Here is a 26,406-nt window from a genome sequence, read left to right as displayed (position 1 = left end):
GCTCCGTTCGCGATGAGGGATACTGACGCCGTGCGGCTGACGGACTTCTGGGAGCGGATGGAACACCATCTGGGCGCGACCTACGCGGACTCGTGGGCGCGCGACTACGTCATCGACGGGCTCGGCGGGCGCACGGTGCACCAGGCCCTCGAGGCCGGCGAGGACACCAAGGTCGTCTGGCGCGCCGTCGCCGACGCGCTGCGGCTGCCGCCGGGCCAGCGCTGAGGCCGTGTCACGGATCCGCGGGCTGTCCGGTCGTCCAGGTGTAGGGGCGGTCGCCGACCGCCGCGGACCCTCCTGAAAGGCTGCACCATGAAGATCGTCGTCATCGGCGGCACCGGGCTGATCGGCTCGAAGGCCGTCTCGCTCCTCGCCGAGCAGGGCCACGAGGCCGTGCCGGCCGCACCCAACACCGGCGTCAACACGCTGACCGGTGAGGGGCTGTCCGAGGCGCTCGACGGCGCCGACGTCGTCGTCGACGTGTCCAACTCGCCGACGCTGGAGGGCCCCGAGGTGCGCGAGTTCTTCCAGACGTCCACCGGCAACCTCCTCGCGGCCGAGGAGAAGGCCGGCATCGGGCACCACGTCGCACTGTCCGTCGTCGGCACCGACCTGCTGGCCGAGAGCAGCTACTTCCGCGGGAAGATCGCCCAGGAGCAGCTGATCACCGCCTCCTCCGTGCCCTACTCGCTCGTCCACGCGACCCAGTTCTTCGAGTTCCTGAAGGGCATCACCGACGGCGCGACGCGCGACGGCGTCGTCAGCCTGGCGCCGGTGTACATCCAGCCGATCGCCGCGCGGGACGTCTCGGCGACCGTCGCCGACGTCGCGGTCGGCAGCCCGGTGAACGGTGTCGTCGATGTCGCCGGTCCGGAGCGGTTCCGGCTCGACGAGCTCGTCCGCACGACCCTCGCCGCCCGCCACGACCCGCGCGAGGTCCGCACGGACCCGTCGGCACGCTACTTCGGCGCGGCGCTCGCCGAGGACACGCTCGTCCCCGCCGGCCCGGCCCGTCAGGGCCCGACGCTGCTGGCCGACTGGAGCGCGGAGCAGGCGGCCAGAGCCGCCCAGTAGTCCCCGCCGGGCGGGGCCCGGTCCGGATAGATTGGCTCGGTGACCACGGACACCGACGGCGTCGCCGACTTCCTCGACGTACGGCCGCAGCTGTTCGGCATCGCCTACCGCATGCTGGGCAGCGTCGCCGAGGCCGAGGACATCGTCCAGGACGCCTGGATCCGCTGGCAGCGCACCGACCGCAGCGAGGTCCAGAACCCGGCCGCGTTCCTCACCACCACGGCGACCCGGCTGGCGCTGACGGCGGCCACGTCGGCCCGGGTGCGCCGCGAGACGTACCCCGGCCCGTGGCTGCCCGAACCGGTCGACACCAGCGACGACCCCGCTCTGGGTGCGGAGCGGGCCGAGGCGCTCGACCTCGCCGTCCTGCTGCTGCTCGAGAAGCTCGGCCCGGCCGAGCGGGCGGTGTACGTCCTGCACGAGGCGTTCGACTACCCCTACCGGCGCATCGGCGAGATTCTGGAGATCTCCGAGGCCAACGCCCGCCAGCTGGCCCGGCGTGCCCGTCTGGCCCTGGAGTCCGGACGGGCCGCGCCGGCCCCGCCCGCCGTCCGCCGTCAGCTGCTCGAGACGTTCGTCTCCGCGGCGCGCGACGGTGACCTCGAGGCGCTCGAGCGGCTGTTCACGCAGGACGTCGTCGCGCGGCCCGACGGCGGCGGCAAGGTGCACGCGTCCAAGGTCGAGCTGTACGGCGCCGCGCGGGTCGTCCTGTTCATCGACAACATCCTGCGCAAGTACTGGCAGGCCGCCGCCTTCACCGTCGTCGACGTCAACGGCGAGGCCGGCATGCTGGTCGCCGACGGCGCCGGCACGCCGCTCGCGGTCCTCACCCTCGACGCCACCGAGCGGGGCGTCGAGCGGGTCTTCTTCGTCGTCAACCCCGACAAGCTGCGACAGTTCGCGCCGCATGAGTGACCGCATGCGCCAGGTCGTCCTCGCCGCGATCCTCGGGTTGGCGGTGACGGCCGGGTGCACCGTCAGCGTCGGCGGCGACGAGGACGACGACGGCGCCCAGCTCTTCGGCGACCGGAACAGCCTGCAGTGGGACCTGACCCAGCCGCTCGAGGCGGCGGCCCTGGGACTCCCGGATGACGAGATGGTGATCGTCGACGTGCCCGAGGACCCCACCGTGAGCCTCACGCTCCCCACCGGCACCTGGTCCGGGCGCACCGAGGAGATGACGGTGACCACCCGGCACGGCTACGTGGACTCCGTCGACCTGTTCTGGACCGAGGCCGACGGGCAGGCCGCCGCCGACCGGATGGTGGCGGACGCGGAGCTCCTCGGCGTCGACGCCGCGCAGGTCGCCGAATGGGCCGAGAGTGCGCGGTGGGCCGAGACCGCCGACGTCAACGTGACACGCCACGAGGACAACTACAACGGCGCGAACGGTGAGGTGTCCACCGCGATCAAGCCCGGCATGGCCATCGGCGAGGGCGAGGGAACACCGGTCCGGCTCTGGTACATGTTCTACGTCCGGAACGTGGTCGAGGCGGCGGATGGGTGAGGCCGAGTCCGTCCAGCGGCACACCGTCCGCACGCTGGTCGCCAGCCAGGTCGCGGGCGGGCTCGGCGTGTCCGCCGCGATCGCCGTCGGCGCCGTCGTCGTCACCGACGTGTTCGGCCGCGAGGACCTGTCCGGACTGGTGCAGAGCGCGCAGGTGCTCGGCGCGGCGCTGCTGGCCATGCCGGCGGCGTCGCTGGCGGTGTCGTACGGGCGGCGGGTCGGGCTCGGGCTGGCGTACGGACTGGGCGCGGCCGGCGCGCTGATCGCGGTCGTGGGCACGCAGCTGGAGCTGTTCGCGTTGCTGCTGGTGGGGACGGCGCTGCTGGGCGGCGGGACGACGGCCGGGCTGCAGGCCCGCTACGCCGCGACCGACCTCGCGCCGGCCGGGAGCCGGGGCCGCGCGCTGTCCGTCGTCGTCTGGTCGACGACGGTGGGGGCGGTGGCCGGGCCCAACCTGGCCGGACCGGCCGGTGACCTCGCGTCGTCGCTGGGCATCGAGCCGCTGGCCGGGCCGTTCCTCGTCGGCGCCGTCGTGCTGGGCGTCGGCGCGCTGGTCGTCCTGGCCGGGCTGCGCCCCGATCCGCTGCTGACGGCGCGCCGGCTAGGGGGTGCGGCGGGTGGTGCGCCGGTGCGGCGGCGGGGTGTGTTCCGGGCCGGGTGGACGGCGATCGCGGCCAGCCCGCCCGCGGTGCTGGGGCTGGTCGCCATCGTCGTCGGGCACACCGTGATGGTGACCGTCATGGTCATGACGCCGGTGCACATGACGCACGGCGGCGCGTCGATCTCCGTCATCGGCTTCGTCATCAGCGTGCACGTCGCCGGCATGTATGCGTTGTCGCCGGTCATGGGCTGGCTGGCCGACCGCGTCGGCCGGGTGCCGGTGATCCTGGGCGGGGTGATCGTGCTGCTGGCGTCGGTGGCCTTGGCGGGGACGGCGCACGAGGGGCACTCGGCGGGGCTGACGGCCGGGTTGTTCCTGCTCGGCCTCGGCTGGTCGGCGTGCATGGTGGCCGGGTCGACGCTGCTCACCGACGCCGTCGGCGCCGAGGACCGGCCGGCCGTGCAGGGCGCGTCCGACCTGCTGATGGGGCTGGCGGCGGCCGGCGGGGGAGCGCTGGCCGGGGTTGTCGTCGGGTCGTTCGGGTACGGCGTGCTGAACGCGGCCGCCGCCGTCCTGCTGGTCGCTCCGGTCGTCGCGATGCTGATTCCGGCGTGTCGCTCGCTCTCGAACACCCGTTCGGCATAGAGTCTCATCTGTCCACACCGGAGACCGGTTGGCGAGGTTGTCCACAGTCTCGGGAATTCGTTCTCGATCTTGTCGGTGGCACCGCGTAACGTCTCCGGCGATGACCAAGAAAACGCAGGGCCGTGCGCCGGCCCGTCGACCCCAGGTGGTGCCCATGGCTGTTCCCGCGGACCGCGACAAGGCGCTGGAGACCGCGCTCGCACAGATCGAGCGCTCGTTCGGCAAGGGCTCGGTGATGCGCCTGGGCGACGAGGCCCGGGTGCCCATCGAGGTGATCCCCACCGGAGCCATCTCCCTCGACGTCGCGCTCGGCATCGGCGGGCTGCCGCGGGGCCGGGTGGTCGAGATCTACGGCCCGGAGTCCTCCGGCAAGACGACCGTCGCGCTGCACGCGGTGGCCAACGCCCAGCGAGCCGGCGGCGTCGCGGGCTTCATCGACGCCGAGCACGCGCTCGACCCCGACTACGCGAAGGCGCTGGGGGTCGACACCGACTCCCTGCTGGTCTCGCAGCCCGACACCGGTGAGCAGGCGCTCGAGATCGCCGACACCCTCATCCGCTCCGGTGCGCTCGACATCATCGTCGTCGACTCCGTGGCCGCGCTGGTGCCGCGGGCCGAGATCGAGGGCGAGATGGGCGACAGCCACGTCGGCCTGCAGGCCCGGCTGATGAGCCAGGCGCTGCGCAAGATCGCCGGTGCGCTGAGCCAGTCGAAGACCACCGCCATCTTCATCAACCAGCTGCGTGAGAAGATCGGCGTGTTCTTCGGCTCGCCCGAGACCACCACCGGCGGCAAGGCACTGAAGTTCTACGCCTCCGTCCGCCTCGACGTCCGCCGCATCGAGACGCTCAAGGACGGCACCGACGCGGTCGGCAACCGCACCCGCGTCAAGGTGGTCAAGAACAAGGTGGCCCCGCCGTTCAAGCAGGCCGAGTTCGACATCATCTACGGCGAGGGCATCAGCCGCGAGGGCGGCCTCATCGACCTCGGCGTCGAGCAGAGCATCGTGCGCAAGTCCGGTGCCTGGTACACCTACGAGGGCGACCAGCTGGGGCAGGGCAAGGAGAACGCCCGCAACTTCCTCAAGGACAACCCCGACCTCGCCGACGAGATCGAGAAGAAGATCAAGGAGAAGCTCGGCGTCGGCCCGAAGGTCGACGCCACCGTGGCCGCAGAGGCCCCGGTCGACTTCTGAGCCAGCCATGGTGAGCAGCTCCGCCGGGCGGTCGCGACGCGGCCGCCCGGACGCCCCCGACAGCGCCGACGACGCTGCCGACGTCCCCGATGGCGAGCCGCAGCGTCGGCGGGCGGCCGAGCGCCGCCGCCGTGAGCCGGGGGAGAGCAGTGAGCTCCGGCGCGGCGGGCGCGGGGCGACCGGCCGTCGTGCGGCCGGCGGGCGGGGCGGCGCGGAGCCGGGCCTCGATCCCGACGCCGACCCCGAGTCGGTGGCGCGCACGGTCGCGCTGAACCGGCTGTCGGTCGCGCCGCAGACCCGCGCCCAGCTCGATGCCGCCATGGCGCGCAAGGGCGTGCCCGAGGACGTCCGCGACGGCGTGCTCGACCGGTTCACCGACGTCGGGCTGGTCGACGACGCGGCGTATGCCAGGGCGTGGGTCGAGTCCCGGCACGCCGGTCGCGGCCTGGCTCGCCGGGCGCTCGGCTACGAGCTGCGCAAACGCGGCGTCGAGCCCGCCGTCGCCGACGACGCGGTCGAGGCGCTCGATCCCGAGAAGGAAGAGGCGACCGCTCGGGCCCTCGTCGCCGCACGGCTGCCGAGCACCCGCCGCCTCGACCCGGTCGCCCGCACCCGCCGGCTCACCGGCCTGCTGGCCCGCAAGGGCTTCCCGCCCGGCCTGGCCTTCCGCGTCGTCCGCGAAGCCCTCGAGTCCGACGGCGTCGACGGCATGGACCTCCCCGACGACTTCCTCGCCGACTGACCCCGCCGATCCCGTTCACCTTGATCATGTGCGCTGGCGGCGTGTCAGCGACCGCGAGAGGACATGATCATGGGGAACGGGATCGGCATCGGCCCAGCCCAGCGCCGCAGGAGACCGGGCGACGCGCGTTCCCGCTGCTTGACCGTGTGTACACCCTTACGTAACCTCAACTCCAAAGGTGGAGAACAACTCCGCGACCGCGGATCGGACATAGTGAACATGGCAATGCTCGACACCACAGCACCGTCCAGGCCGGCGCAGGGCAGGTCGAAGCGGCTCGTCGAGGTGTGCGTGCCGCAGCGCTGATGCGGCACGTCGGTGGTTCGAGACTCGCATCGCCCCCGATGCGGGTGCGGTCGCGGTGCGGTTTCCCGCCATCAGCCGGTTTGCCTGCGCAGACCGCAATATGTGAGGGAGCCCGCCGATGAACACCGGAACAGCAATTCTGCTGGTCGGCTTGGTGGTCGTGGCGCTACTGGCGGTAGCGCTGTACGCCGTGTTCAGTCGGCTCCGCGGCGTCGAGGGCACGCGCGCCAACTCCGCTGAGCTGTTCGCACAGATCGAAGCCGACTCGTTGCGGCTGCGTTCGACCGCACAGAGCGAGGCCGACGACGTCAGGGCGGCGGCCCGGCGCGAGGCCGAGGAACTGCGCGCGGCCGCCGCCACCGAGGCCGCCGAGCTGAAGAACCGCGCCACCGCTGAGGCCGAGACGGCCCGCGAGCGCGCCGACCAGGCCGGCGCCGACGTGCGTGAGCAGCGCGCCGACCTCGACCGCCGCGAGCAGCGGCTGGTCGAACGCGAGGAACGCGTCACCGCCGACACCCAGTCGCTGGAAGAGCGGCTGCAGGAGGTCGAGACGCAGACGGCGGAACTCGCCACCCGGACCGAGGAGCTGACGGCGCTCGAGGCCGAGCGTCGCGCCGTCCTCGAGCGGACCGCCCAGCTGACCGCCGAGCAGGCGAAGGCCGAACTGGTCGCCACCGTCGAGGACGAGGCGAAGCGCGCGGCCGTCATGCGCGTCCGCGACATCGAGAAGGAAGCCAACGAGAACGGCCAGGCCCGCGCCCGCGAGATCATCACGCTGGCCATCCAGCGCCTCGCCAGCGAGCAGACGGCCGAGTCGGTCGTGTCCGTGCTACATCTGCCCGGCGACGAGATGAAGGGCCGCATCATCGGCCGCGAGGGCCGCAACATCCGCGCGTTCGAGCAGGTCACCGGCGTCAACCTGATCATCGACGACACGCCCGAGGCGGTGCTGCTGTCCTGCTTCGACCCGGTCCGCCGCGAGGTCGCCCGGCTGACGCTCGAGGAACTGGTGCTGGACGGGCGCATCCACCCGCACCGCATCGAGGAGCAGTACGAGAAGAGCAAGGCCGAGGTCGAGGCGCTGTGCGTGCGGGCCGGCGAGGACGCGCTCGTCGAGATGGGCATCACCGACATGCACCCCGACCTGGTGGCGCTGCTCGGCCGGCTGCGCTACCGGACGTCGTACGGGCAGAACGTGCTCAAGCACCTCATCGAGTCCGCGCACCTGGCCGGCATGATGGCCGGCGAGCTCGGCCTCGACATCAAGCTGAACAAGCGGTGCGCGCTGCTGCACGACATCGGCAAGGCGCTGACGCACGAGGTCGACGGCAGCCACGCGCTCATCGGCGCCGAGATCGCCCGGCGCTACGGCGAGAACGACGACGTCGTCCACGCCATCGAGGCGCACCACAACGAGGTCGAGCTGCGCACCGTCGAGGCGGTGCTGACGCAGGCCGCCGACGCCATCTCAGGCGGCCGGCCCGGCGCCCGGCGCGAGTCGCTCGAGGCGTATGTCAAGCGGCTGGAGCGGCTGGAGGAGATCTCGATGAGCCACGAGGGCGTCGAGAAGGTCTTCGCTATGCAAGCCGGCCGCGAGGTCCGCGTCATGGTGCTGCCCGACGTCGTCGACGACATCCAGGCGCAGGTGCTGGCCCGCGACATTGCCAAGCAGGTCGAGGAGGAGCTGACCTACCCCGGCCAGATCCGCATCACCGTCGTCCGCGAGTCCCGGTCGACGGAGTTCGCCCGCTGACGCTGACGCTGACGCCGAGCCCGGGTCGTCACATGGAGACGCCGGTGGCGGTGGTGCCGCCGATGGCCGCGTCGTCGGCCTTCGCCACGCCGCCGGCCGCCTTCTTCGTGCCCCGTCGCTCCAGGTAGACGGCGATCCGCGACAGCGTGAAGTTGACGGCGATGTAGATGGCCGCGCCGACGACGAAGAACTGGAACCAGTAGCGCTGCCCGAAGAACTGCGTGTTCAGCTGGATGCGGCGCAGCAGCTCCGCGTAGCCGATGATGAACCCGAGCGACGTGTCCTTCAGCAGCACGACCAGCTGGCTGACCAGCGACGGCAGCATCCGGCGCACGGCCTGGGGGAGCAGCACGGTGAACAGCGTCTGCTGCCGGCTCAGCCCGATCGCGTAGCTGGCCTCCGACTGGCCCTTCGGCAGCGACACGATGCCGGCCCGCAGGATCTCGGCGAAGATCGCGCTGTTGTAGACGACCAGGCCGAACACGACGCCCCAGAAGATCGGCAGGCCGATCGCGATGACGCCGAAGAACATCAGCAGCACGACCGGCAGGCCGCGGAAGAACTCGATGACGGTGGTCGTCGGCCAGCTCACCCAGCGCGACGTCGACATCCGCAGCACCGCCAGCAGCACGCCGATGGCCAGCGCGAAGACAGCGCCGATGCCGGCAGCTCGCAGCGTCGCGCCCAGCCCGTCGATCAGCAGCGAGGTCCACACGTCGTTCGCGGACTGCCCCAGCGGCGGGTCGGTGAAGATCTGCCAGCGCTCCGGGTCCCACTGGTCGCGCGAGTCGAGTTGACGGTAGGCCAGGAACAGCACGCCGAGCACGAACACGGCGCCGACGATCGACCAGATCGCGGTGCGCCGGCGGGTGCGCGGACCGGGGGCGTCGTACAGGATCGAGCTCATCGGGCGAACGCCACCTTCCGCTCGACGTAGCCGGCGAGGATTCCGGCCGGAATGGTGATGATCAGGTAGAAGAGGCCGATGACGATCAGCACGGGGATGATGTCGGCCGGGTGCGCGTTGGTCAGCTGCCGCGCGACGCCGAACAGCTCGGCCACGAAGAACCCGCCGGCGACGGAGCTGTTCTTCGTCAGCGCGATGAAGATGTTGATCAGCGGCGGGATCACGGTGCGGAACGCCTGCGGCAGCACGATCAGCCGCAGCGTCTGCGGGAACGTCAGCCCGATGGCGCGCGACGCCTCGGCCTGGCCGAGCCCGACGCTGTTGATGCCCGACCGCACCGCCTCGCACACGAACGCCGCCGTGTAGACCGACAGCGCCACCACCGCGGGCGCGAAGAAGTCGGACGGCGTCCAGCCCAGCTGCGGCGCCACGAACACGAAGAAGATGAACACCAGCGTCAGCGGCGTGTTCCGCACGATCTCGACGTACACCGTGCCGAACCAGCGCAGCGTCGGGACCGGCGCCACCCGGAAGGCACCGAGGATCGTCCCCACCACCAGCGCGATGACAGCGGCCAGCAGGGTGAGCGAGAGTGTGGTGGTGAACCCGTCCCAGTAGAGCGGGAGCTCGTCGATCACGGTGTCCATCAGGCAGCCCTTCCCGGACGGTCGAACTCAGAACGGATGGACCGCCGCGCACCGTGGGCGGCGGTCCATCCGATGACGGGCCGTCAGTAGCGGTCGACCGCCGGCGGCTCCGGAGTGTCCAGCACCGCGCCCGCGGTGTCCTCCCACGCCTGCTCCCAGCGGCCGTCCTCGTAGGCCGCCTCGAGCACATCGTTGATCCAGTTCCGGAACTCGGTGTCGCCGAGCTCCAGGCCGATGCCGTACGGCTCCTCGGTGAACGTCTCACCGACCAGCTTGAACTCGCCCGGGTTCTGGTCGACGAAGCCGGACAGGATGACGTTGTCGGTGGTGACGGCGTCGACCTGGCCGTTGCGCAGCGGCTCGAGGCAGTCGGAGTACGCCCCGGTCGGGAACAGCTCCGCCTCGGGGTACTCGGTGCGGATGTTCTCGGCCGGCGTGGAGCCCTCGACCGAGCAGACGCGGCGGCCGGCGAGGTCGTCGGGGCCGTTGATGTCGCTGTTCGACTCGAGCACCATGATCGTCTGGCCGGCCTCGAAGTACGGGCCGGCGAAGTCGACCAGCTGCTTGCGCTCGTCGTTGATCGTGTAGGTGGCCACGACGATGTCGACCTGGCCGTCCTGGATGAACGGCTCGCGGTTGGCGGAGACCGTCTCGGTCCAGGTGATGTTGTCTTCGCTGATGCCCAGCTCGGTGGCGATGATCTTGGCGATCTCGACGTCGAAGCCGACGGGCGTGCCGTCGGGCCCGACCAGGCCGAACAGCGGCTGGTCGAACTTGGTGCCGACGGTGATCTCGCCGGCCTCGGCCAGCTCGGCCATCGTGCTGCCCTCGGGGAAGTCGGCGGCGTCGGCGGTCGGCTCGGTGGTGGCGCCGTCGTCGTCGCCGTCGTCGTCACCACAGGCGGTGAGGACGAGCGACGCGGTCAGCGCCAGCACCGCCAGCGCACTGGAGCGCCGCAGTCCGGATCGCGGGGTTCGCATGGTGTTCTCCTCTGCTTACTTTCTTCGGGTCTCAGTGCGTCAGGATCTTGCTGAGGAAGTCGCGGGCGCGGTCGCTCTGCGCGTTCGTGAAGAACTCCTCCGGGGTGGCTTCCTCGACGATGCTGCCGGCGTCCATGAAGACGACGCGGTTGGCGGCGCGGCGCGCGAACCCCATCTCGTGGGTGACGACGATCATCGTCATGCCATCGTGGGCGAGGCCGATCATGACCTCGAGCACCTCGTTGATCATCTCCGGGTCGAGCGCGGAGGTGGGCTCGTCGAAGAGCATGACCTTCGGCTTCATGGCCAGCGCCCGGGCGATGGCGACGCGCTGCTGCTGGCCGCCGGACAGCTGGGCGGGCAGCTTGCGGGCCTGGTCGGCGACGCCGACGCGGTCCAGCAGCTCCATCGCCGTCTTCTCCGCCTCGGACTTCTTGACGCCCTTGGCCTTGACCGGGCCGAGCGTGACGTTCTGCAGCACCGTCTTGTGCGCGAACAGGTTGAATGCCTGGAACACCATGCCGACGTCGGCGCGCAGCCGGGCCAGCTCTTTGCCCTCGGCGGGCAGCGGGTGGCCGTCGACGGCGATGGTGCCGGAGTCGATGGTCTCGAGGCGGTTGATGGTCCGGCACAGCGTCGACTTGCCCGACCCGGACGGACCGATGACGACGACGACCTCACCGCGGGCGACGCTCAGGTTGATGTCGCGCAGCACGTGCAGCGCGCCGAAGTGCTTGTTGACGTCGCGCAGCTCGACCAGCGGGCCGCCGGCCGGCTCGACGCTCATCGGGAGACGCCCCGGCTGCGGTTCCGGCTCATGGACTCACACCACCACCTTCACGACGATCCCGGGGACAAGCGTCAACGGTATGGGGGAGACGACCGCCTGTCATGCCCTTTGAGCTGCGGTTGCGGTCACTGGTTGGTAACAAACCGACAACGCCCGCGTCGGCACGTGCGGCCGTCCGCTGTGTGGGCGTAGTCATGCGCTGTCACACCGTACTGTGCGATCATTCGCCACACACCGGACGAATTGCCCGCCGAAGCGGCCGGTGACATGGCGGTTTCATCCCCGGAGGTTCTCGTGGTCACACGGTTGCGAACGACCCGCCTCGCCCTCGTCGTCGCCGCGACGGCAGGACTCACCGTCGCCGGGCTGTCCGCCCAGGCCAGCGACCCGGCGCCGGCCGCCGACCCGGTCCGGCAAGAGCTCCCGCTGCCGGACGAGCAGGTGGTGCGCGTCTACGTCCCGGGCAGCGAGGCCCTGTACGCGATGGAGGACGCCGGCTACGACTTCACCGGCGAGTTCCAGCGGCTGCCCGAAGGCATCCTGGTCGACGCGCTGGTCACAGGCGAGCAACTGGCCGGGCTGGACGGCTTCGGCGCCGCCGTGGCCGGCGAGGCGACCCCGCGCGCGGTGACGGCGACACCGTCGGCCCCCGCGGCCCGCGGCACGGCGCCCGACACCGCCGACGCCGACACCGTCACGATCGGGCGGGTCGACTGGTTCACCACCAAGGGCCAGGGCTTCCTCTCCGTCGAGGTGAAGTCCGACGCGCTCGACGCCGCCGACCTGACGCTGAGCTGGGACGGCGGATCGGTGGAGATCCCGGCGTACATCGACTCCGACGAGTACATGTACCACCGGGTGCTGACCAGGGTCGACGGCCCGCGGCCGGACGAGATCAGCGTCACCAGCTCGCTCGGTGGCAGCTCGACGGCGCCGGTGACCGACTGGCTGCACGAGACCAGCGCCGACATCGACCGCCCCGGGTACGAGTACGGCTTCATCGACGGGTACCTGAACCCGACCGAGGTCTACGAGCGGCTCGAGCAGTTGCACGAGGACCACCCGGACGTCACCGAGATCGTCGAGCTGCCGAACGAGACGAACGGCTACCGGCGGCTGGCCCAGGCGCTGTTCGGGACGACGAACGGCAGCCGGGTCGGCGTCGACTCGCTGGCGTGGGGGCACGAGGGCGGCAACGACATCTCCGTCGAGCTGCGCAACTCCGGCGTCGCGAGCAGCGCGCTGGACGTCACCGTCGACGGCGACGCGGTCATCGTCCACCTGGCCACCGACGCGGCCGGGGCTGTGACCAGCACCGCCGCGCAGGTCGTGGCCGCGCTGAACGCTGAAGCCGGCACGCAGGTGTTGGCGTACACCTTCCGCGGCAACGCCGGCGCCGACGTGGTCGCGGCCGCCCCGCCGACGCTGCTCAGCGACAACTTGGCCGCGCCGCCGGAGATCTCGCGCGACCCGTTCCCGATCCGGGCGCTGCGCATCGGCAACCACCGCGACGGCAGCCGGCCGGGCGTGCTGATCATCGCCCAGGACCACGCCCGCGAGCGGGTGACGCCGCTGGTCGCGCTGGAGGCGGCGGAGCGCCTGCTGGCGAACCGCGACAACGACCCGACCACGCGGCGGATCCTCGAGAACGTCGACATCCTCATCGTCCCGTCGAACAACCCCGACGGCGGCCACTACAACTTCTTCGACCGCTCCGGCCAGCGCCGCAACATGACGAACTACTGCCCGCTGACGGGGCAGGCCGACGTCACGGCGCGCGGCAACTGGGGCGTCGACCTCAACCGCAACTACCGGGTCGGCTCGGCGCTGGACGGCTACGACGGCGCCTCGTTCTCCTGCACCAGCGACACCTACATGGGTCCGGACAAGCTGTCCGAGCCGGAGGCGCAGAACATCGTCTGGCTGGCCGACACCTACGACAACCTCAAGTTCTTCATGACGGTGCACAGCTCCGGCGGCCAGCTGTTCTGGCAGCCCGGCGCCTACATCGCCGACGGCCGCATCACCACGCCGCGCCCGCCGCTGCGCGACGAGACGTACTACTGGGAGATGGCCGAGGAGATCCTGTCCAACGTCAAGGGCCTGCGCGACACCGTCGTCCAGCCCGGCAACGTCGGCGGCTCGTCCGACGTCCTGTACTCGTCGGCCGGGAACGTCCGCGAGGACCTCTACTTCAACTACGGCATCTACGCCTTCGGCTGGGAGATCGGCGGCGTCCAGTGGAACCCGGAGACCGGCGAGTTCGACTCCGGCGGCGGCTTCATCCCGGAGTGGCCCGAGGCGGACCTGCAGTACCAGGAGTACGCCAGCGGCGTCATCGAGATGTTCGAGATCGCCATGGCCTACGGGCAGGACCAGCGGCCGGCCACCACGCGGCTGATCCAGGAACGCCAGGCCGACGGCACGGTGCACGTGACGTTCGAGCCGAGCGAGCCGGCCAGCATCCACTACACGACCGACGGCAGCACGCCGACGACGGACTCGCCGGTCTACGAGGCGGCGAACGTCCGCGAGCCCGGCGAGGTCATCGAGGTCGACGCCACCACGACGTTCCGGTGGATCTCCGTCGACGTCAAGGGCCAGACCGAGCGGACCAAGCGGTTCACGGTGCGCGTGCGCTGAGCGCTTATCCTGTGTAGCGACATGAACGCGCGCACGTACGAGGTCCGCACCTACGGGTGCCAGATGAACGTCCACGACTCCGAGCGGCTGGCCGGGCTGCTGGAGGACGCGGGCTACACCCGCGCGGGTGACGGCGCGACGGCCGATGTCGTCGTGCTGAACACCTGCGCGGTCCGCGAGAACGCCGACAACAAGCTGTACGGCAACCTCGGCCACCTGGCGTCGGTGAAGGCCGCCCGCGACGGCATGCAGATCGCCGTCGGCGGGTGCCTCGCGCAGAAGGACCGCTCCGAGATCACCCGCCGGGCGCCCTGGGTCGACGTCGTCTTCGGCACGCACAACGTCGGGTCGCTGCCGGCGCTGCTCGACCGCGCGCGCATCGAGCAGGAGGCGCAGGTCGAGATCGTCGAGGCGCTCGAGACGTTCCCGTCCGACCTCCCGTCGCGGCGGGAGAGCCCGTACGCCGCCTGGGTCGCCGTCAGCGTCGGCTGCAACAACACCTGCACGTTCTGCATCGTCCCGGCGCTGCGCGGGCGCGAGCGCGACCGCCGGCCGGGCGACGTCCTGGCCGAGGTGCAGGCGCTGGTCGCCGAGGGCGTCATCGAGGTCACGCTGCTCGGCCAGAACGTCAACGCCTACGGCGTCGAGTTCGGCGACCGGTTCGCGTTCGGCAAGCTGCTGCGCACCGTCGGCGCGGTCGAGGGCCTCGAGCGGGTCCGGTTCACCAGCCCGCACCCGCGCGACTTCACCGACGACGTCATCGACGCCATGGCGTCCACGCCCACGGTCATGCCGCAGCTGCACATGCCGCTGCAGTCCGGCTCCGACCGCGTGCTGCGGGCCATGCGCCGGTCGTACCGGCAGGAGCGTTACCTCGGCATCGTCGAGAAGGTGCGCGAGGCGATGCCGCACGCCGCCATCACGACCGACATCATCGTCGGCTTCCCGGGCGAGACGGACGACGACTTCGAGCAGACGCTGCACGTCGTCCGCGAGGCGCGGTTCGCGTCGGCGTTCACGTTCCAGTACTCCAAGCGCCCCGGCACGCCGGCCGCCACCATGGACGACCAGGTGCCGCCCGAGGTCGTACGCGAGCGCTACCAGAGGCTGGCGTCGCTGGTCGAAGAGGTGGCCTGGGCGGAGTCCCTTGCGTTTGTCAGCCGCGACGTCGAGGTGCTGGTCGCCGAGGGCGAGGGCCGCAAGGACGGCGCGACGCACCGGCTGTCCGGCCGGGCCCGCGACAACCGCCTGGTGCACTTCTCCGTCCCCGACGGCGCCGAGCGGCCGCGCCCGGGCGACCTGGTGACGGTGCGGGTCAGCCATGCCGCGCCGCACCACCTGGTGGCCGACGGCGGCACCTACGCGCTGCGGCGCAGCCGGGCCGGCGACGCCTACGAACGGGCGACGACGGCGCCCGCTGCGGCCGCGCCGGGGGTGCTGATCGGCATGCCGACGGTCGGCGCCCCGGCCGCCCTGCCGCTCGCCGACGCCGCCGCGCCCGCCTGCGGACATGCCTGACCGTTCCTGGCCGCGCGGCCGCCGCTCCGCGGCCCGACCGGTGCCGCCCGGCTGCTTCGATCCGCGTCGTGCGTGGTCACGGTACTGACGCGACCCCTTAGAGCTCTGCGGTCTCTTCCGATGGCAGACCGCGATCGCGCGCGATGGAGCTCTGCGGTCTCTTCCGATGGCAGACCGCGATCGCGCGCGATGGAGCTCTGCGGTCTCTTCCGATGGCAGACCGCGATCGCGCGCGATGGAGCTCTGCCGTCTCTTCCGATGGCAGAGCTCCAAGGGCGATGAAGGTACCCGCTGCCGGCGGGCTGACCTGCGAATTCACCGGCCGGCGAAGGGACGCTGCGGATCGTCCCGCCGCAGGCCACGTCACCGGCGTGACGCCATCGTCTGAGCCAGTGTGACGGGCTGGTCAGTCGATCAGTTCGATCTCGACGTTGAGCGCTCGGTAGGTCTCGAGCGCGCGACGGTCTCGGGTGCACAGCACTACGCCGTGCTCGCGCGCGGCGAGGCCGACGAGGGCGTCGTAGACCGCCCCGCCCGAGATACCCGCGGAGGCGAGCTGTTCGAGCATCGAGGCCGCGGCCTCCTGGCTCACATGACGGCTGTGCGGGAAGTTCGCCGTCATCATGCGCACCGCTGAACCGGGCGTGCGACGGACAGGTGGCGGCAGCCGGGTCAGCACCGAGAAGGTCTCGAACGCGGCGTGACCGGCGAGTCCGAGGTGCTGTCCCGCCAGGGCTCTCACTACGGAGTCATGGTGGTCATGATCGGCGACGACCAGCGGGACGGCGACGCTCGTATCGACCAGGAGGTCGAGCTCACCGCCGGTCGGCATCGCGCAGCGCCTGGACGAGGTCGTCGTCGATCACGGTTCCGGATGCGGGGACGACGAGTCGCCCGTCGCGCTCCTCGACATCCTCACCTGCGATCGGCTCGATGCGCAGGCCGGCACCATCGACGTAGACGTCGACCTCGCCGGCACTCATGCCGACCCGGTCGCGCAGTTGTTTCGGCAGCACCAGGCGTCCTGCCTTGTCGATGGTTGTCCTCATACCATCACGATACCATCGCGTGCACCACCATGGCTGAAGCCGAACCGGCCGGCGGCGGGACGCTGCGGATCGTCCCGCCGCCGGCCGAGCTCTAGTCGTCGATCAGCAGGGCCAGGATCCGCCAGTAGTTGCCGGTCGGGCTGGACAGCCGCAGGTCCACCGTCCGGCCCGCCGCGCCGCCGTCCAGCGTGAACTGCTCCCACGCGTACTGCCCGGTCGGCAAGGTCGCCCGCGCCGGCACCACGACCGCGCCGTCGGCCTCCACGACGAACCCGGAGGTCGAGAAGTCCGGGTCGCCGGTCAGCAGCGACACCGTGTGCGGCCCCGGCGGCAGCGCCACGCGCAGGACGCCCGGACCCCGGTTGTCCAGCACGAAGTCGCGCCGCAGCGGGTCCGGCCGGCCGCGGTCGCGCGACAGCGGCGCGCCCGTCACCCAGCCGTAGCCGCGTGCCGCGTCCCACGCGTGTGACGGTGCCAGCGGCGCGTACGACTCCAGCACCGGACTGGCCGGCGCGCCGCCGTCCAGCGCGAACACCAGGTCGTCGCCGTGCGGGACGGCGTACGTGCGGGCCGCCGGTGTCCCGGCCACGACCACGCCGGGGGCGGTGACGGACGCGGTCAGGGTCGCCTCGACCAGCGGTCCAGCCGCGACACCGCCGGCCGGCGCCGTCACCGGCACCTCCAGCGTCGCCGACCCGCCGGGCGGCACAGTCGCCGTCGCGGAACCGGCCGTCCAGCCGGACGGGACGGTGACCGTCGCCGTCACGTCCGCGGCGGCGGCCGAGCGGTGGTTCGTCACCGTCACGGACGCGGCCGACGCCCGGCCGGCGAACAGCGGCGCGCCGACCGTCACCCCGTCCGCCGACACCGCCGGCCGCACGACCACCGGCGCCGACACGGGCACCGTGACCCGTTCGCGGCCGACGTGGGCGTACCCCGCCGACCCGGTCAGGGCGACCTCGCCGGGCGCGGCGTCCGCCGGCACCGTCACGTCCCAGGCGCCGGTCAGGCTAGCCCCGGCGGCCAGCGACGTCGCCGACGTCGGACCGTCCGCGACCGCCTGCCAGCCCTCCGGCAGGTCGAGCGAGACCGCCGGCGCCCGCACGGCCGCGGACCCGTCGTTGGTCAGCGTCGCCGTCACCCGGACGGACTCGCCCGCGGTCACCTCGCCGCCGTCGGCCACCAGGGCCGCGCGGATCCCGTCGACGGTGCCGATGACGCCCTCGAGCGCCGCCGCCGCGTCGTCCAGCGGGGGGAGCAGCTCGGCCGGCAGACCCTGGTCGCCGACCCACTGCCGGGTCTGGTTGACGAAGATCAGCGCACGGTCCAGCTGCCGGGCGAAGTCCGGGTCGTCGGTCGCCGTGTCCATGGCCGCGGCCAGTTCGCCGTCGATCCGCTCCGTGGCGCTCGCGAGATACGCGGCCTGCTCGTCGGTCAATTCGGCGGCATCGGCTGCCTCCTCGAGCGACCGCACCGACGCCCGCGCCGCGCGGACCCCGTCGAGCAGCGTGTGCCCGAAGTGGAACGCGTCGACGTTGAACAGGTACACGTCGCCCGGGTTGTTCGTGAACACCAGGAACAGCTCGTGGCTGCCGCCCGGGTCCTCGACCGCGATGTCGGCCTCCTCGAACGCGTACGAGTCGCCGGTCGGCTCCAGCCGCCCGCTGCCGACGACCGGGCCGTCGACGGCGTCCAGCCGCACCGTCACCGTCCCGCCGGTTCCGGACGACGCGTACCGGACGGTCAGCCGGTCCACGCCGCGCAGGTTCACCGGCTCGTAGGAGAGGAAGTCGCCGTGGCCGATCTGGCCGACCATGCGGTTGCCGTCGCCCTCCTGCGTGTCGTACAGGACGACGTCGCCGGCCGACGTCCAGTGCTCGGCCTGCTTGTGCCGCGGCTGCAGGATCGCCGAGTCGCCGCCGGTCAGCGGGGAGACGCCGGCGCCGCCCTGGTCGGTGTACGTCGAGTCGACGATGTAGAAGATGTTGTCGACGTGGCTGTGCCCGTCGTCGACGATCGCCTGGATCTCGCCGGTGCAGCCGGTGTACTGCTCCAGCGGGTGTCCGTGCTGGTCGTGCCCGAGCGCCGGCTGGGTGACGACGTCGTCGCAGTCGACGCCGGCGCCGCTCACGCCGTCCTCGGCGTCGTCGACCCGCACCTCGAACGGCACCGGCTCGCCGAAGTCGAAGACCTGCCCGTCCAGCGGCTCGACCAGCTCGACGTCCGGCCGGGTGTTGCCGACGCTGACCGGGACGTTCGCCACGCCGGTCCGGCCGGTCGGGTCGGTGACGACCAGCTGCGCGGTGTAGTCGCCGTTCGACGTGTACGTGTGCGACGGGTCGGCGTCCGTGGAGTCCACCTCGCCGTCGGAGTCGAAGTCCCACGCGTAGGTGATCTCGTGCTCGTCCGGGTCGCCGGAGCCCTCGCTGCTGAACTGGACGGCCAGTGGCGGCTGCCCCGAGGTCGGGTCGGCCGACGCCCGCGCGACGGGCGACCGCTCGCCCGGCCGGGCGTAGTTGATCTTGTAGATGCCGGAGTCGGTGTTCGGGTCGCCGCGCCCCGAGCCGCCGTAGTTCGAGCCCCACTCGATGACGTACAGCGAGCCGTCCGGCCCGAACTGCAGGTCGATCGGGCGGAGGAACTCGACGCCCGGCAGGAACCGGTTCATCACCGCGGGCTGGCCGGCCTCGTCCAGCTGGATCTCGAAGATCGCGTTGCGGGTCCACTCGGCGATGAAGACGGTGTCGTCGTAGTAGGCCGGGAACTTCGCCTCCGACGGGTTCGCCGCGTCGAAGTGGTAGGTCGGGCCGCCGATCGCCAGCCGCCCGCCGCTGCCCAGCTCCGGGTACTCCGGCGTGACCTCGTACTGGTACGGCAGCCACGCGGGCTGGGCCGGCGGCAGCTGCGTCAGGCCGGTGTTGTTCGGCGAGTCGTTGACCGGGCCGGCGGCGCAGTCGAACAGCGGGCCGGACTCGCCGGTGGCGAAGTCGTGGTCGTTGTACGCCTGGTTCGCGCCGATGCAGTGCGGCCAGCCGAAGTTGCCGGCCGAACGGGCCTGGTTCCACTCGTCGTAGCCGCGGCTGCCCCGGGTCGGGCTGTCGACGCGGGCGTCCGGGCCGACGTCGCCCCAGTACAGCCAGCCGGTCTCCTCGTCGACGTGGATGCGGTACGGGTTGCGCAGCCCCATGACGTAGATCTCCGGCAGCGTCCCCTCGGTGCCGGGCGCGAACAGGTTGCCCGCGGGGATCGTGTACGTCCCGTCGTCCTCCGGGTGGATGCGCAGGATCTTGCCGCGCAGGTCGTTGGTGTTCGCCGACGACCGCTGCGCGTCGTTGTACTCGAACCCGGGCCGCTCGTCGGCCGCGCCGTAGCCGCCGCAGCACGGCGACGAGTTGTCGCCGGTCGCGACGTACAGGTTGCCGGCGGCGTCGAAGTCCATGCCGCCGCCCTCGTGCGCGTTGACCTCGCGCTGCGACGGCAGCTCGAAGATCGTCACCCGCGAGTCCGGGTCGACGGTGCCGGTGGCCTCGTCGTAGGTGAACCGCGCGATGACGGTGTTCGGCTCGTCCACCGGCGAGTAGTACAGGTACAGCCAGTGGTTCGTGGCGAAGTCCGGGTCCAGCACGATGCCGTGCATGCCGTGCGTGTGCTCGACCAGCACGTCGAACCGCGCCGCCAGCTCCGTCCGCGCCGTCACGGGGTCGTACACCTTCACGTCGCCGCCGCGCTGCACGTAGAAGACCCGGCCGGTGTCGTCGATGTCCATCGCCAGCGGGTCGTCGGTGTTGCCGTCGAGCTGGATCTTCTCGAAGTTGTGCTCCGACGTCGCGCCGCAGTCGCCGTCGGCCACGCCGGCCGCCCACTGGATGCCGCCGAGCAGGTGCTGCACGAACAGCGGCTCGTCGGTGAACGCCGACGGCGCGTGGCCCATCCCGGTGTACCAGGACCGGCCGCCGTCGAAGTTCTGGCACCAGCTGATCGGGTGGTCCGCGCCCATGACGTCGCCGTCGTAGGACGTCGAGTCGTAGCTGGCCAGGACGTGCACGTCGCCGCGCGGGTTGGTGACAAAGTCGTACGGCTCCTCGGTGCGGGTCCACTCCTGCGGCAGGCCGGCCGTCGACGGGTGGACGGTGTCGTCGACCTCGACCTCGAGCTCCTGGACCGGCGGGTGGCTGAGGAAGAACGCGCCGACCAGCTCGCCGTACCACTCCCAGTCGCGCTCGGTGCCCGACGCGGAGTGGATGCCGACGTAGCCGCCGCCGGCCTGGATGTACCGCTCGAACGCGGCCCGCTGATCGGCGTCGAGCAGGTCGCCGGCCTGCGGCGTCGAGTTGGTGTTGTTGAAGATCACGACCTCGTACTGGGCCAGCGTCTCGTCGGTGAAGTTCGCCGGGTCGTCGGAGACGGTGACGTTGAACCCGTGCTCCTCGCCGAGCTGCTCGACCAGCGCCTGACCAGCGGGGATGGAGTCATGGTAGAAGTTCGTGACGCGCGAGAAGACCAGCGCGTCGAAGCTCTCGGTGGTCGGCTCAGCGGCCGGGGTGGCGGTCGCGAGGCCGCCGCCGGTGAGTGCCGAGGCCGCCAGCGCGGCGGCCAGTCCTGCTCGCAGCATGGCCGTCTCCTCTCAGAACCGCAGGTCGCGGAGGTGGCGGAAGCTGTTGCGCGCCGTGCTCAACTCGTCGGCGGGGTTGTCGTGCTCGACGAGGAACTGGCGCACGCCGCCGCGGTGGGCGTGCTCGAACATCGCCGCGAAGTCGAGGACCCCGGAGCCGACGTCGGCGAACCCGCCGCCCGGCGCCATGTCCTTGACGTGCAGCGCGGGGAACCGGGCGGGGTGGTCGACGAAATAGTCGCCGGCGTCGTAGCCGCCGCGGGCCGCCCAGTACACGTCCAGCTCGAAGCCGACGAGGTCCGGGTCGGTCTCCTCCAGGAGGACGTCGTAGAGCACCCGGCCGCCGTCGGTGCGGAACTCGGCGTCGTGGTTGTGGTGCAGCACCTTCAGCCCGTAGGTCGCGGCCACCTCGCCGGCCCGGTTGAACGCCGCGGCCGCCTGCCGGATGCCGTCGAGCGTGTAGAGCGAGCCGGGCAGGCTGGACGTCACGACCCAGTGGCCGCCGAGCGTGACGACGTCGGCGCAGGCGCCCTCGAGGTTGTTCGTCAGGCGGTCGTAGCCGACGTGCTCCAGGACCGCGTCGAGCCCGGCGTCGTCGAGCATGGCGCGGATCGCGGCGGCGCTGTGGCCGTGCCGGCCGCTGACGCCGACGGTGGCGTAGCCGATGCCGGCGAGTGCCCGGACGGTGCCGGCGAAGTCCACGGCGAGCGACCGGCGCATCGTGTACAGGTGCATGCCGATGGCCGGACGGGGGATCGGCCGGTTGCCGCTGGCGGCCGCGGCGGGGAGGGCGCCCGCCGTCGTCAGCGCGCCGGCGGCAAGGGCGGTCGCGGTGGTGGCGCGCAGGAACGTGCGGCGGTCGAGCGGGCTTGGGGGCATCGGGGAGCTCCACCTTTCGTTGTTCGTCAGTGAACTTCTCGCGGTGGTAAGCGCTTTCCATACGGTGTGATCCGTAGGCTAGCGGCGCGGCGCAGACGTCGTCAACGCCTGGCGGTAAAACGGTTCAATCCGTGTGTTGCGGACGTGCAGACGACAGCGGCGGCCAGACCGGCGAGCGGGGCGCCGGGCACGCCGGCGATCGTCAGGGCGACGCCGAGCGCCGCAGCCGGCAGCCACATGACGGCGGTGACGGGGCGCGGGGGCCGCCGCTGCCGCCGTCGAACCCGCGCCTCCCAGCCGAGCGGGACGACCAACGGCGGCAGCACCGCGGCGAGCACCGTCAGCCAGGGGATCAGGGCGTTCTCGAACCCGGTGGTCGCGACGGCCAGCCCGGCGACGCCGATGACCGCCGCGGCCGGCCGCTCGCGCAGCCCGGTCACCGACCGCAGCGCCAGTCCGCCGGAGTGGAACGACGTCAGGCACGGCGCCGCGACCGCGACCACCACCAGCGCCGTGCCGAGGTCAGACGTGCGCAGGTGGCCGACGAGGTCGGCGGAGTCGCTGCGCAGCGCGATCATCGTCCCGGCGGTCGCGGCGATGAGCGTCGGCACGACCAGGATCGCCGCGCACGCCCACAGGTCGCTCCGGCCGCGCAGCCCGGCGGTGAAGTCCGGCGCCCGCAGCCCGAACACCGCGACGTAGCCGACGAACACGGCGATGTCGGTGAGCAGCGTGGTCGACGTGCCGAACCCGGCGTCCAGCGGCGCGTCGCCGCGCGCCCCGGCGCCGTGCGTCGCGATGACCACGATCAGCGCCAGCGCGGCCGCCGTCGTCACCAGCGCCAGCGCGTTCCAGCGGTGCTGGCCGGCTGCCGCGATCGCCAGCAGCGGCAGCCCCAGGACGACCACGCCGGCCCACTTCGGGACGTCCAGCAGCGACCCCAGCGCGGCGCCGCCCAGGCCCGCGTTGAAGCCCAGCCAGCCGGCCATCGCCAGCGCCATCAGCGCGCCGACCACCGTCCGGTCGCGGCGCGGCAGGTACGCCTCGAGCAGCTCCGTCAGCGACCGGCCCTCGCCGTGCGGCGGCCGCAGCCCGAGCCGTCCCGGCACCACCAGCAGCACCGTCATCGCGACGCCGCCGAGGAGCAGGGCGCCGACCGGCACGGGGCCATCGTGCCGGTCGGCGAGTCCTGCGCCGAGCACCAGCGCCGCCGGGCCGGTGCCGATCGCGAGCCACGCGCCGGCGGTGTTCCACCAGCGGCGCTCCGGCGTCATCCGTGGTGGCCGCTGGCTCCCAGCAGCACCCGGATCTCGCGCGCCAGCTCCTCGAACGTCGAGCTGGACATGGTGTCGCCGTAGTCGCGGACCGCGGGCAGGTCGACGTCGTAGACCCGCTCGATGCGGCCCGGCCGCGGCGTCATCAGGACCACCCGCTGGCCGAGGTAGACCGCCTCCGCGATGGAGTGCGTCACCAGAACGACCGTCGTGCCGGTCTCGCGCCAGATGCGGTGCAGCTCGACGTTCATGTGTTCGCGGGTGAGCGCGTCGAGGGCGCCGAACGGCTCGTCCATGAGCAGCACCGGCGGCTCGTGCAGCAGCGCCCGGCACAGCGCGACGCGTTGCTGCATGCCGCCGGACAGCTCGTGCGGCAGCGCGGTCTCGAACCCGGTCAGGCCGGTCAGCTCGATCAGGTGGTCGGCCCGCTCGGCGGCCTTGCGCTTGTCCATCTTGCGCATCTCGGCCTGCAGCAGGATGTTCGCCCGGACGCCGCGCCACTCCAGCAGCGCGGCCCGCTGGAAGGCGAAGCCGATCTCCCGCTGCGGCCCCGTGACCGGCTTGCCGAGCAGGCGGACGTCGCCGCTGCTCGGCGGGACCAGCCCGGCGACGATCTTCAGCAGCGTCGACTTGCCGCAGCCCGACGGCCCGACGATGGTGACGAACTCGCCCGCCTGGACCGACAACGAGACGCCGGTGAGCGCCGTCGTCCGCCTCCGCTTGCTGATGAACGTGCAGGTGAGGTCGGTGATGTCGATCGTGGTGCCGTTCTGGTTCCGGTGCTGTGCGGCGGCCGACGGATGGGTCGTCATGGTCTCCGTCATCTCTGTGCTCACTCGGCCTCGCCGAACGACGACTCCCAGTACGTCGCCGGGTCGCCCGGGTCCGTCAGCGAGCCGGCCTCGGAGAGCAGGTCGATGGTCTCCTGCCACTGCTCCTCGGTGTTGACGCCGGGCGTGCCGGCCTCGTCCAGGCGGAGCAGGCCGATGCTCTCCTCCAGCTGGGCGCGCAGCACTTCGGCCGGCGGGGTCTCGTCGGCGCCCTCCTCCATGGCCGCGGCGGCGGCGTCCAGGTCCTCGGCGGCGGCCTCCCACGACCGCGCCGTCGCCCGGACGAACGCCTCGGCCAGCTCCGGATTGTCGTCGATGGTGTTCTGGTGCGCGATGATGCCGGTGCCCAGCAGGTTCATGCCCCAGTCGGTGAACAGCAGCGCGTCGACCTCCTGGCCGCTGATGTCCTCGATGGTCGGGCCCTGGTCGTGGAAGAATCCCATGATGGCATCGGCGCGGCCCTCGACCAGCGCCGCGATCTTGCCGGCCGGGTCGACGTTGACCACCTCGACGTCGTCGGGGTTGACGCCGTTGAGCTCCAGCCACGCGGGGAACGTCGCGTACATGGCGTCGCCCGGCGTGCCGGCCACGATCTTGTCGACGAGGTCGGCGGGCTCGCTGATGCCCTGGTCGGCGAAGAACTCCACCGAGGCCGGGCCGGTCTGCAGGAAGACGCCGAGGCTCTTGATCGGCATGCCCTCGGTGACGCCGTTGAGCAGCGGCGGCGTGTCGGCCCAGCCGAAGTCCGTCTGCGACTGCGCGACCTGCTGGACCGTCGTGCCGGAACCGCTGCCCGGCCGGATCTCCAGGTCGATGCCCTCTTCTTCGTAGATGCCCTCGGCGACGCCGTAGTAGAACGGCGCGTGCTCGCCGTACGGGACCCAGTTCAGGGTCAGCGTCACCTCGGTGAGTTCGCCGTCGTCACCGTCGCCCGCGGCGGTGGGTTCGTCGTCGCCTCCGCACGCGGACAGGACGAGGAGTGCCACGGCAGAGGTGGCCAGCAGGCTGCGTCGCATGTTCGGCCCTTTCATGAGTGCGTCGTTGCGTGGTTCATGGCGGGTTCGGGCGGATTCCTGGGTCATGACGTCGTGAGGGGGACGCCCTGGCGCCGGCTGGCGTGCCAGGGGATGAGCAGTTTCTCGGCCACTTCGACCGCGACGAACAGGACGACGCCGAGTGCGGACATCAGGATCAGGTCGGCGAACAGCAGCGACGAGTTCAGGTTGCCGCTGGCCAGCAGCAGCACGTACCCGAGCCCCTCGTCGGCGCCGACGAACTCACCGACCACCGCGCCGACCACGGCCAGCGTCACGGCGACCTTCAGGCCGGACAGCAGGTGCGGCAGCGAGTTCGGGAACCGGATCTTCCGGAACGTCTTCCACCGGCTCGCGCCCATCGTCGCGGAGAGATCGAGCAGCTCCGGATCCGTCGACCGCAGCCCCGCGACCCCGGAGACCACCACGGGGAAGAACGCGATCAGCACGGCCAGGATCACCTTCGGCATCGGCCCGAACCCGAACCAGACGACGAGGATCGGCGCGATCGCGATCTTCGGGATGACCTGCGCGAACAGGATCAGCGGATACAGCGCCTTCTCCAGCGTCGGCGAGTACACGATGACGACGGCGGCCAGCATGCCGATCGCCGCCGCCAGCAGGAAGCCCAGCACCGTCTCGTACGTCGTCACCCACGTGTGCCGGGCGAGCATCTCGCGCTCCGTCACCAGCTCGTTCGCGACGTCGCCCGGCGTCGGGACCAGGTAGGCGGGAAACACCTCGGCCGCGGTGACGGCCCACCAGCCGAAGCCCAGCAGCACCAGCAGCAGGGCCGGCCGCCAGGCGGCGTCGAGGAGCTGGAGGGCCCGCTGGCCCGCGGTGCGCCGGGTGGGCGCTTCGTCGTCCGGTTCGGCCGCTGGGGGAGCGGCCTGGGAGATCACCTCAGGCATCGAAATACTCGTCCTCGTCGTCGGCGGCGGGGATGGCGACGACCAGCGCGCGAAGCTCGCCGATCGCCCGGTGCCGGGTGCCCGGCGGGATCAGGAACGCGCTCAGCGGACCGGCCGGGTGCGCGACGCCGTCGAGCTCGACCTGGCCTTCGCCCTCCAGGACCACGTAGATCTCGGTGGCCTTCCGGTGGAAGTGCGCTAAGGCCGCGTCGACGTCGAGCAGGTGCACGCTCGCCGTCCCCGGCTCCACGTCCAGGAACGCCCGGCGGGTCTGGCCGCACGAACACGCCCGCGGTTCGATCGCGTCGAGCCTGGCTGTGGCGGGTGCGGGCGGGGGTGCAGACGAGGGTGCGGGCATTCGCGCCTCCGTGGTGGAAGTACGTCGGTGGAAAACGCTTTCCTGTGTCGGCCGACGTTACCGGTGTGCTGCCGAGGTGGTCAAGAGTCCGGTCCGCCGAGATCGTCCGGAGGCAAGTGAGCCGCGGTGAGCGCGCGCGGCGGCGTGCGGT

23 protein-coding genes are annotated in these 26,406 nt (G+C 71.7%); 10 read left to right on the top strand and 13 right to left on the bottom strand.

Annotation, left to right across the window (positions count from 1 at the left end):
* The first annotated feature begins 30 nt into the window (after positions 1–30).
* The 8 genes from BLV05_RS25135 to rny all read left to right on the top strand — a co-directional run bounded on the left by BLV05_RS25135 (position 31) and on the right by rny (position 7,823).
* Positions 31–225 (top strand): DUF3046 domain-containing protein, encoded by a 195-nt coding sequence (locus BLV05_RS25135; protein WP_046767633.1) that lies wholly within the window; start codon positions 31–33, stop codon positions 223–225.
* An 87-nt stretch (positions 226–312) separates the two neighbouring features.
* Positions 313–1,074, top strand: a complete 762-nt coding sequence (locus BLV05_RS25130) for an SDR family oxidoreductase (protein WP_046767634.1) — start codon at positions 313–315, stop codon at positions 1,072–1,074.
* Between the two features lie 39 nt (positions 1,075–1,113).
* Positions 1,114–1,989 (top strand): RNA polymerase sigma factor SigJ, encoded by an 876-nt coding sequence (gene sigJ / locus BLV05_RS25125; protein WP_152690642.1) that lies wholly within the window; start codon positions 1,114–1,116, stop codon positions 1,987–1,989.
* On the top strand, positions 1,982–2,581 hold the full coding sequence (locus BLV05_RS25120) for a hypothetical protein (RefSeq protein ID WP_157524304.1): 600 nt from the start codon (positions 1,982–1,984) through the stop codon (positions 2,579–2,581). Before sigJ ends, BLV05_RS25120 begins: the two co-directional genes overlap by 8 nt.
* Positions 2,574–3,827 (top strand): MFS transporter, encoded by a 1,254-nt coding sequence (locus BLV05_RS25115; protein ID WP_046767637.1) that lies wholly within the window; start codon positions 2,574–2,576, stop codon positions 3,825–3,827. Before BLV05_RS25120 ends, BLV05_RS25115 begins: the two co-directional genes overlap by 8 nt.
* A 154-nt stretch (positions 3,828–3,981) precedes the next feature.
* Positions 3,982–5,022, top strand: coding sequence for a recombinase RecA (gene recA / locus BLV05_RS25110; protein ID WP_046767638.1), 1,041 nt, complete (start codon positions 3,982–3,984; stop codon positions 5,020–5,022).
* A 7-nt stretch (positions 5,023–5,029) separates the two neighbouring features.
* Positions 5,030–5,764, top strand: a complete 735-nt coding sequence (locus tag BLV05_RS25105) for a regulatory protein RecX (protein WP_082155048.1) — start codon at positions 5,030–5,032, stop codon at positions 5,762–5,764.
* Between the two features lie 424 nt (positions 5,765–6,188).
* Complete coding sequence (gene rny, locus BLV05_RS25100) at positions 6,189–7,823, top strand: ribonuclease Y (RefSeq protein ID WP_046767639.1); 1,635 nt, start codon at positions 6,189–6,191, stop codon at positions 7,821–7,823.
* Positions 7,824–7,851: 28 nt separating this feature from the next.
* Here rny and BLV05_RS25095 read toward each other — a convergent pair whose 3' ends face one another.
* The 4 genes from BLV05_RS25095 to BLV05_RS25080 form a co-directional block, all read right to left on the bottom strand.
* The gene (locus BLV05_RS25095) at positions 7,852–8,730 is read right to left on the bottom strand and encodes an amino acid ABC transporter permease (protein ID WP_046767640.1); all 879 of its coding nucleotides are present in this window, start codon (positions 8,728–8,730) and stop codon (positions 7,852–7,854) included.
* Complete coding sequence (locus BLV05_RS25090) at positions 8,727–9,377, bottom strand: amino acid ABC transporter permease (RefSeq protein WP_046767641.1); 651 nt, start codon at positions 9,375–9,377, stop codon at positions 8,727–8,729. The genes BLV05_RS25095 and BLV05_RS25090 overlap by 4 nt, the downstream gene beginning before the upstream one ends.
* 83 nt (positions 9,378–9,460) lie before the next feature.
* Positions 9,461–10,357, bottom strand: a complete 897-nt coding sequence (locus tag BLV05_RS25085; RefSeq protein WP_046767642.1) for a glutamate ABC transporter substrate-binding protein — start codon at positions 10,355–10,357, stop codon at positions 9,461–9,463.
* Between the two features lie 31 nt (positions 10,358–10,388).
* Positions 10,389–11,144 (bottom strand): amino acid ABC transporter ATP-binding protein, encoded by a 756-nt coding sequence (locus BLV05_RS25080; RefSeq protein ID WP_046767643.1) that lies wholly within the window; start codon positions 11,142–11,144, stop codon positions 10,389–10,391.
* 309 nt (positions 11,145–11,453) lie between these two features.
* Between BLV05_RS25080 and BLV05_RS25075 the strand changes: the two genes are divergently transcribed.
* Positions 11,454–13,790 (top strand): M14 family metallopeptidase, encoded by a 2,337-nt coding sequence (locus BLV05_RS25075; protein WP_152690643.1) that lies wholly within the window; start codon positions 11,454–11,456, stop codon positions 13,788–13,790.
* A 21-nt stretch (positions 13,791–13,811) separates the two neighbouring features.
* Positions 13,812–15,308 (top strand): tRNA (N6-isopentenyl adenosine(37)-C2)-methylthiotransferase MiaB, encoded by a 1,497-nt coding sequence (gene miaB / locus BLV05_RS25070; protein ID WP_046767644.1) that lies wholly within the window; start codon positions 13,812–13,814, stop codon positions 15,306–15,308.
* Positions 15,309–15,714: 406 nt separating this feature from the next.
* Here miaB and BLV05_RS25065 read toward each other — a convergent pair whose 3' ends face one another.
* The 9 genes from BLV05_RS25065 to BLV05_RS25025 form a co-directional block, all read right to left on the bottom strand.
* The gene (locus tag BLV05_RS25065; RefSeq protein WP_046767645.1) at positions 15,715–16,140 is read right to left on the bottom strand and encodes a type II toxin-antitoxin system VapC family toxin; all 426 of its coding nucleotides are present in this window, start codon (positions 16,138–16,140) and stop codon (positions 15,715–15,717) included.
* Positions 16,124–16,357: an AbrB/MazE/SpoVT family DNA-binding domain-containing protein gene (locus BLV05_RS25060; protein ID WP_046767646.1), complete on the bottom strand. Its 234-nt coding sequence runs from the start codon at positions 16,355–16,357 to the stop codon at positions 16,124–16,126. Before BLV05_RS25060 ends, BLV05_RS25065 begins: the two co-directional genes overlap by 17 nt.
* Before the next feature lie 91 nt (positions 16,358–16,448).
* Positions 16,449–20,969, bottom strand: a complete 4,521-nt coding sequence (locus BLV05_RS25055) for a ThuA domain-containing protein (RefSeq protein ID WP_052762260.1) — start codon at positions 20,967–20,969, stop codon at positions 16,449–16,451.
* 12 nt (positions 20,970–20,981) lie between these two features.
* Positions 20,982–21,848 (bottom strand): sugar phosphate isomerase/epimerase family protein, encoded by an 867-nt coding sequence (locus BLV05_RS25050; protein ID WP_082155050.1) that lies wholly within the window; start codon positions 21,846–21,848, stop codon positions 20,982–20,984.
* Between the two features lie 101 nt (positions 21,849–21,949).
* Positions 21,950–23,122 (bottom strand): hypothetical protein, encoded by a 1,173-nt coding sequence (locus tag BLV05_RS25045; protein WP_046767647.1) that lies wholly within the window; start codon positions 23,120–23,122, stop codon positions 21,950–21,952.
* Complete coding sequence (locus tag BLV05_RS25040) at positions 23,119–23,934, bottom strand: ABC transporter ATP-binding protein (protein ID WP_046767742.1); 816 nt, start codon at positions 23,932–23,934, stop codon at positions 23,119–23,121. The genes BLV05_RS25045 and BLV05_RS25040 overlap by 4 nt, the downstream gene beginning before the upstream one ends.
* A gap of 20 nt (positions 23,935–23,954) precedes the next feature.
* Positions 23,955–24,968, bottom strand: a complete 1,014-nt coding sequence (locus BLV05_RS25035) for an ABC transporter substrate-binding protein (protein WP_046767648.1) — start codon at positions 24,966–24,968, stop codon at positions 23,955–23,957.
* A gap of 62 nt (positions 24,969–25,030) precedes the next feature.
* Positions 25,031–25,897, bottom strand: coding sequence for an ABC transporter permease (locus BLV05_RS25030; protein WP_082155051.1), 867 nt, complete (start codon positions 25,895–25,897; stop codon positions 25,031–25,033).
* Entirely contained in the window at positions 25,890–26,255 is a 366-nt protein-coding gene (locus BLV05_RS25025; protein ID WP_046767649.1) for a cupin domain-containing protein, read from the bottom strand. The genes BLV05_RS25030 and BLV05_RS25025 overlap by 8 nt, the downstream gene beginning before the upstream one ends.
* Positions 26,256–26,406: the final 151 nt, after the last annotated feature.

The organism is Jiangella alkaliphila, assembly GCF_900105925.1.
In the GTDB taxonomy this organism is placed as follows: Bacteria; Actinomycetota; Actinomycetes; order Jiangellales; family Jiangellaceae; genus Jiangella; species Jiangella alkaliphila.
Note: the sequence above shows the minus strand (reverse complement) of the source record. Positions and strands in the feature narration are given on the sequence as shown.

Bases quoted from the DNA above. Each gene is read 5' to 3' on its own strand.
- BLV05_RS25130 (WP_046767634.1), top strand. From the start codon at position 313: ATGAAGATCGTCGTCATCGGCGGCACCGGGCTGATCGGCTCGAAGGCC.
- BLV05_RS25120 (WP_157524304.1), top strand. From the start codon at position 1,982: ATGAGTGACCGCATGCGCCAGGTCGTCCTCGCCGCGATCCTCGGGTTG.
- BLV05_RS25115 (WP_046767637.1), top strand. From the start codon at position 2,574: ATGGGTGAGGCCGAGTCCGTCCAGCGGCACACCGTCCGCACGCTGGTC.
- recA (WP_046767638.1), top strand. From the start codon at position 3,982: ATGGCTGTTCCCGCGGACCGCGACAAGGCGCTGGAGACCGCGCTCGCA.
- BLV05_RS25105 (WP_082155048.1), top strand. From the start codon at position 5,030: ATGGTGAGCAGCTCCGCCGGGCGGTCGCGACGCGGCCGCCCGGACGCC.
- rny (WP_046767639.1), top strand. From the start codon at position 6,189: ATGAACACCGGAACAGCAATTCTGCTGGTCGGCTTGGTGGTCGTGGCG.
- BLV05_RS25095 (WP_046767640.1), bottom strand. From the start codon at position 8,730: ATGAGCTCGATCCTGTACGACGCCCCCGGTCCGCGCACCCGCCGGCGC.
- BLV05_RS25090 (WP_046767641.1), bottom strand. From the start codon at position 9,377: ATGGACACCGTGATCGACGAGCTCCCGCTCTACTGGGACGGGTTCACC.
- BLV05_RS25085 (WP_046767642.1), bottom strand. From the start codon at position 10,357: ATGCGAACCCCGCGATCCGGACTGCGGCGCTCCAGTGCGCTGGCGGTG.
- BLV05_RS25080 (WP_046767643.1), bottom strand. From the start codon at position 11,144: ATGAGCGTCGAGCCGGCCGGCGGCCCGCTGGTCGAGCTGCGCGACGTC.
- miaB (WP_046767644.1), top strand. From the start codon at position 13,812: ATGAACGCGCGCACGTACGAGGTCCGCACCTACGGGTGCCAGATGAAC.
- BLV05_RS25065 (WP_046767645.1), bottom strand. From the start codon at position 16,140: ATGCCGACCGGCGGTGAGCTCGACCTCCTGGTCGATACGAGCGTCGCC.
- BLV05_RS25060 (WP_046767646.1), bottom strand. From the start codon at position 16,357: ATGAGGACAACCATCGACAAGGCAGGACGCCTGGTGCTGCCGAAACAA.
- BLV05_RS25055 (WP_052762260.1), bottom strand. From the start codon at position 20,969: ATGCTGCGAGCAGGACTGGCCGCCGCGCTGGCGGCCTCGGCACTCACC.
- BLV05_RS25050 (WP_082155050.1), bottom strand. From the start codon at position 21,848: ATGCCCCCAAGCCCGCTCGACCGCCGCACGTTCCTGCGCGCCACCACC.
- BLV05_RS25045 (WP_046767647.1), bottom strand. From the start codon at position 23,122: ATGACGCCGGAGCGCCGCTGGTGGAACACCGCCGGCGCGTGGCTCGCG.
- BLV05_RS25040 (WP_046767742.1), bottom strand. From the start codon at position 23,934: ATGACGACCCATCCGTCGGCCGCCGCACAGCACCGGAACCAGAACGGC.
- BLV05_RS25035 (WP_046767648.1), bottom strand. From the start codon at position 24,968: ATGCGACGCAGCCTGCTGGCCACCTCTGCCGTGGCACTCCTCGTCCTG.
- BLV05_RS25030 (WP_082155051.1), bottom strand. From the start codon at position 25,897: ATGCCTGAGGTGATCTCCCAGGCCGCTCCCCCAGCGGCCGAACCGGAC.
- BLV05_RS25025 (WP_046767649.1), bottom strand. From the start codon at position 26,255: ATGCCCGCACCCTCGTCTGCACCCCCGCCCGCACCCGCCACAGCCAGG.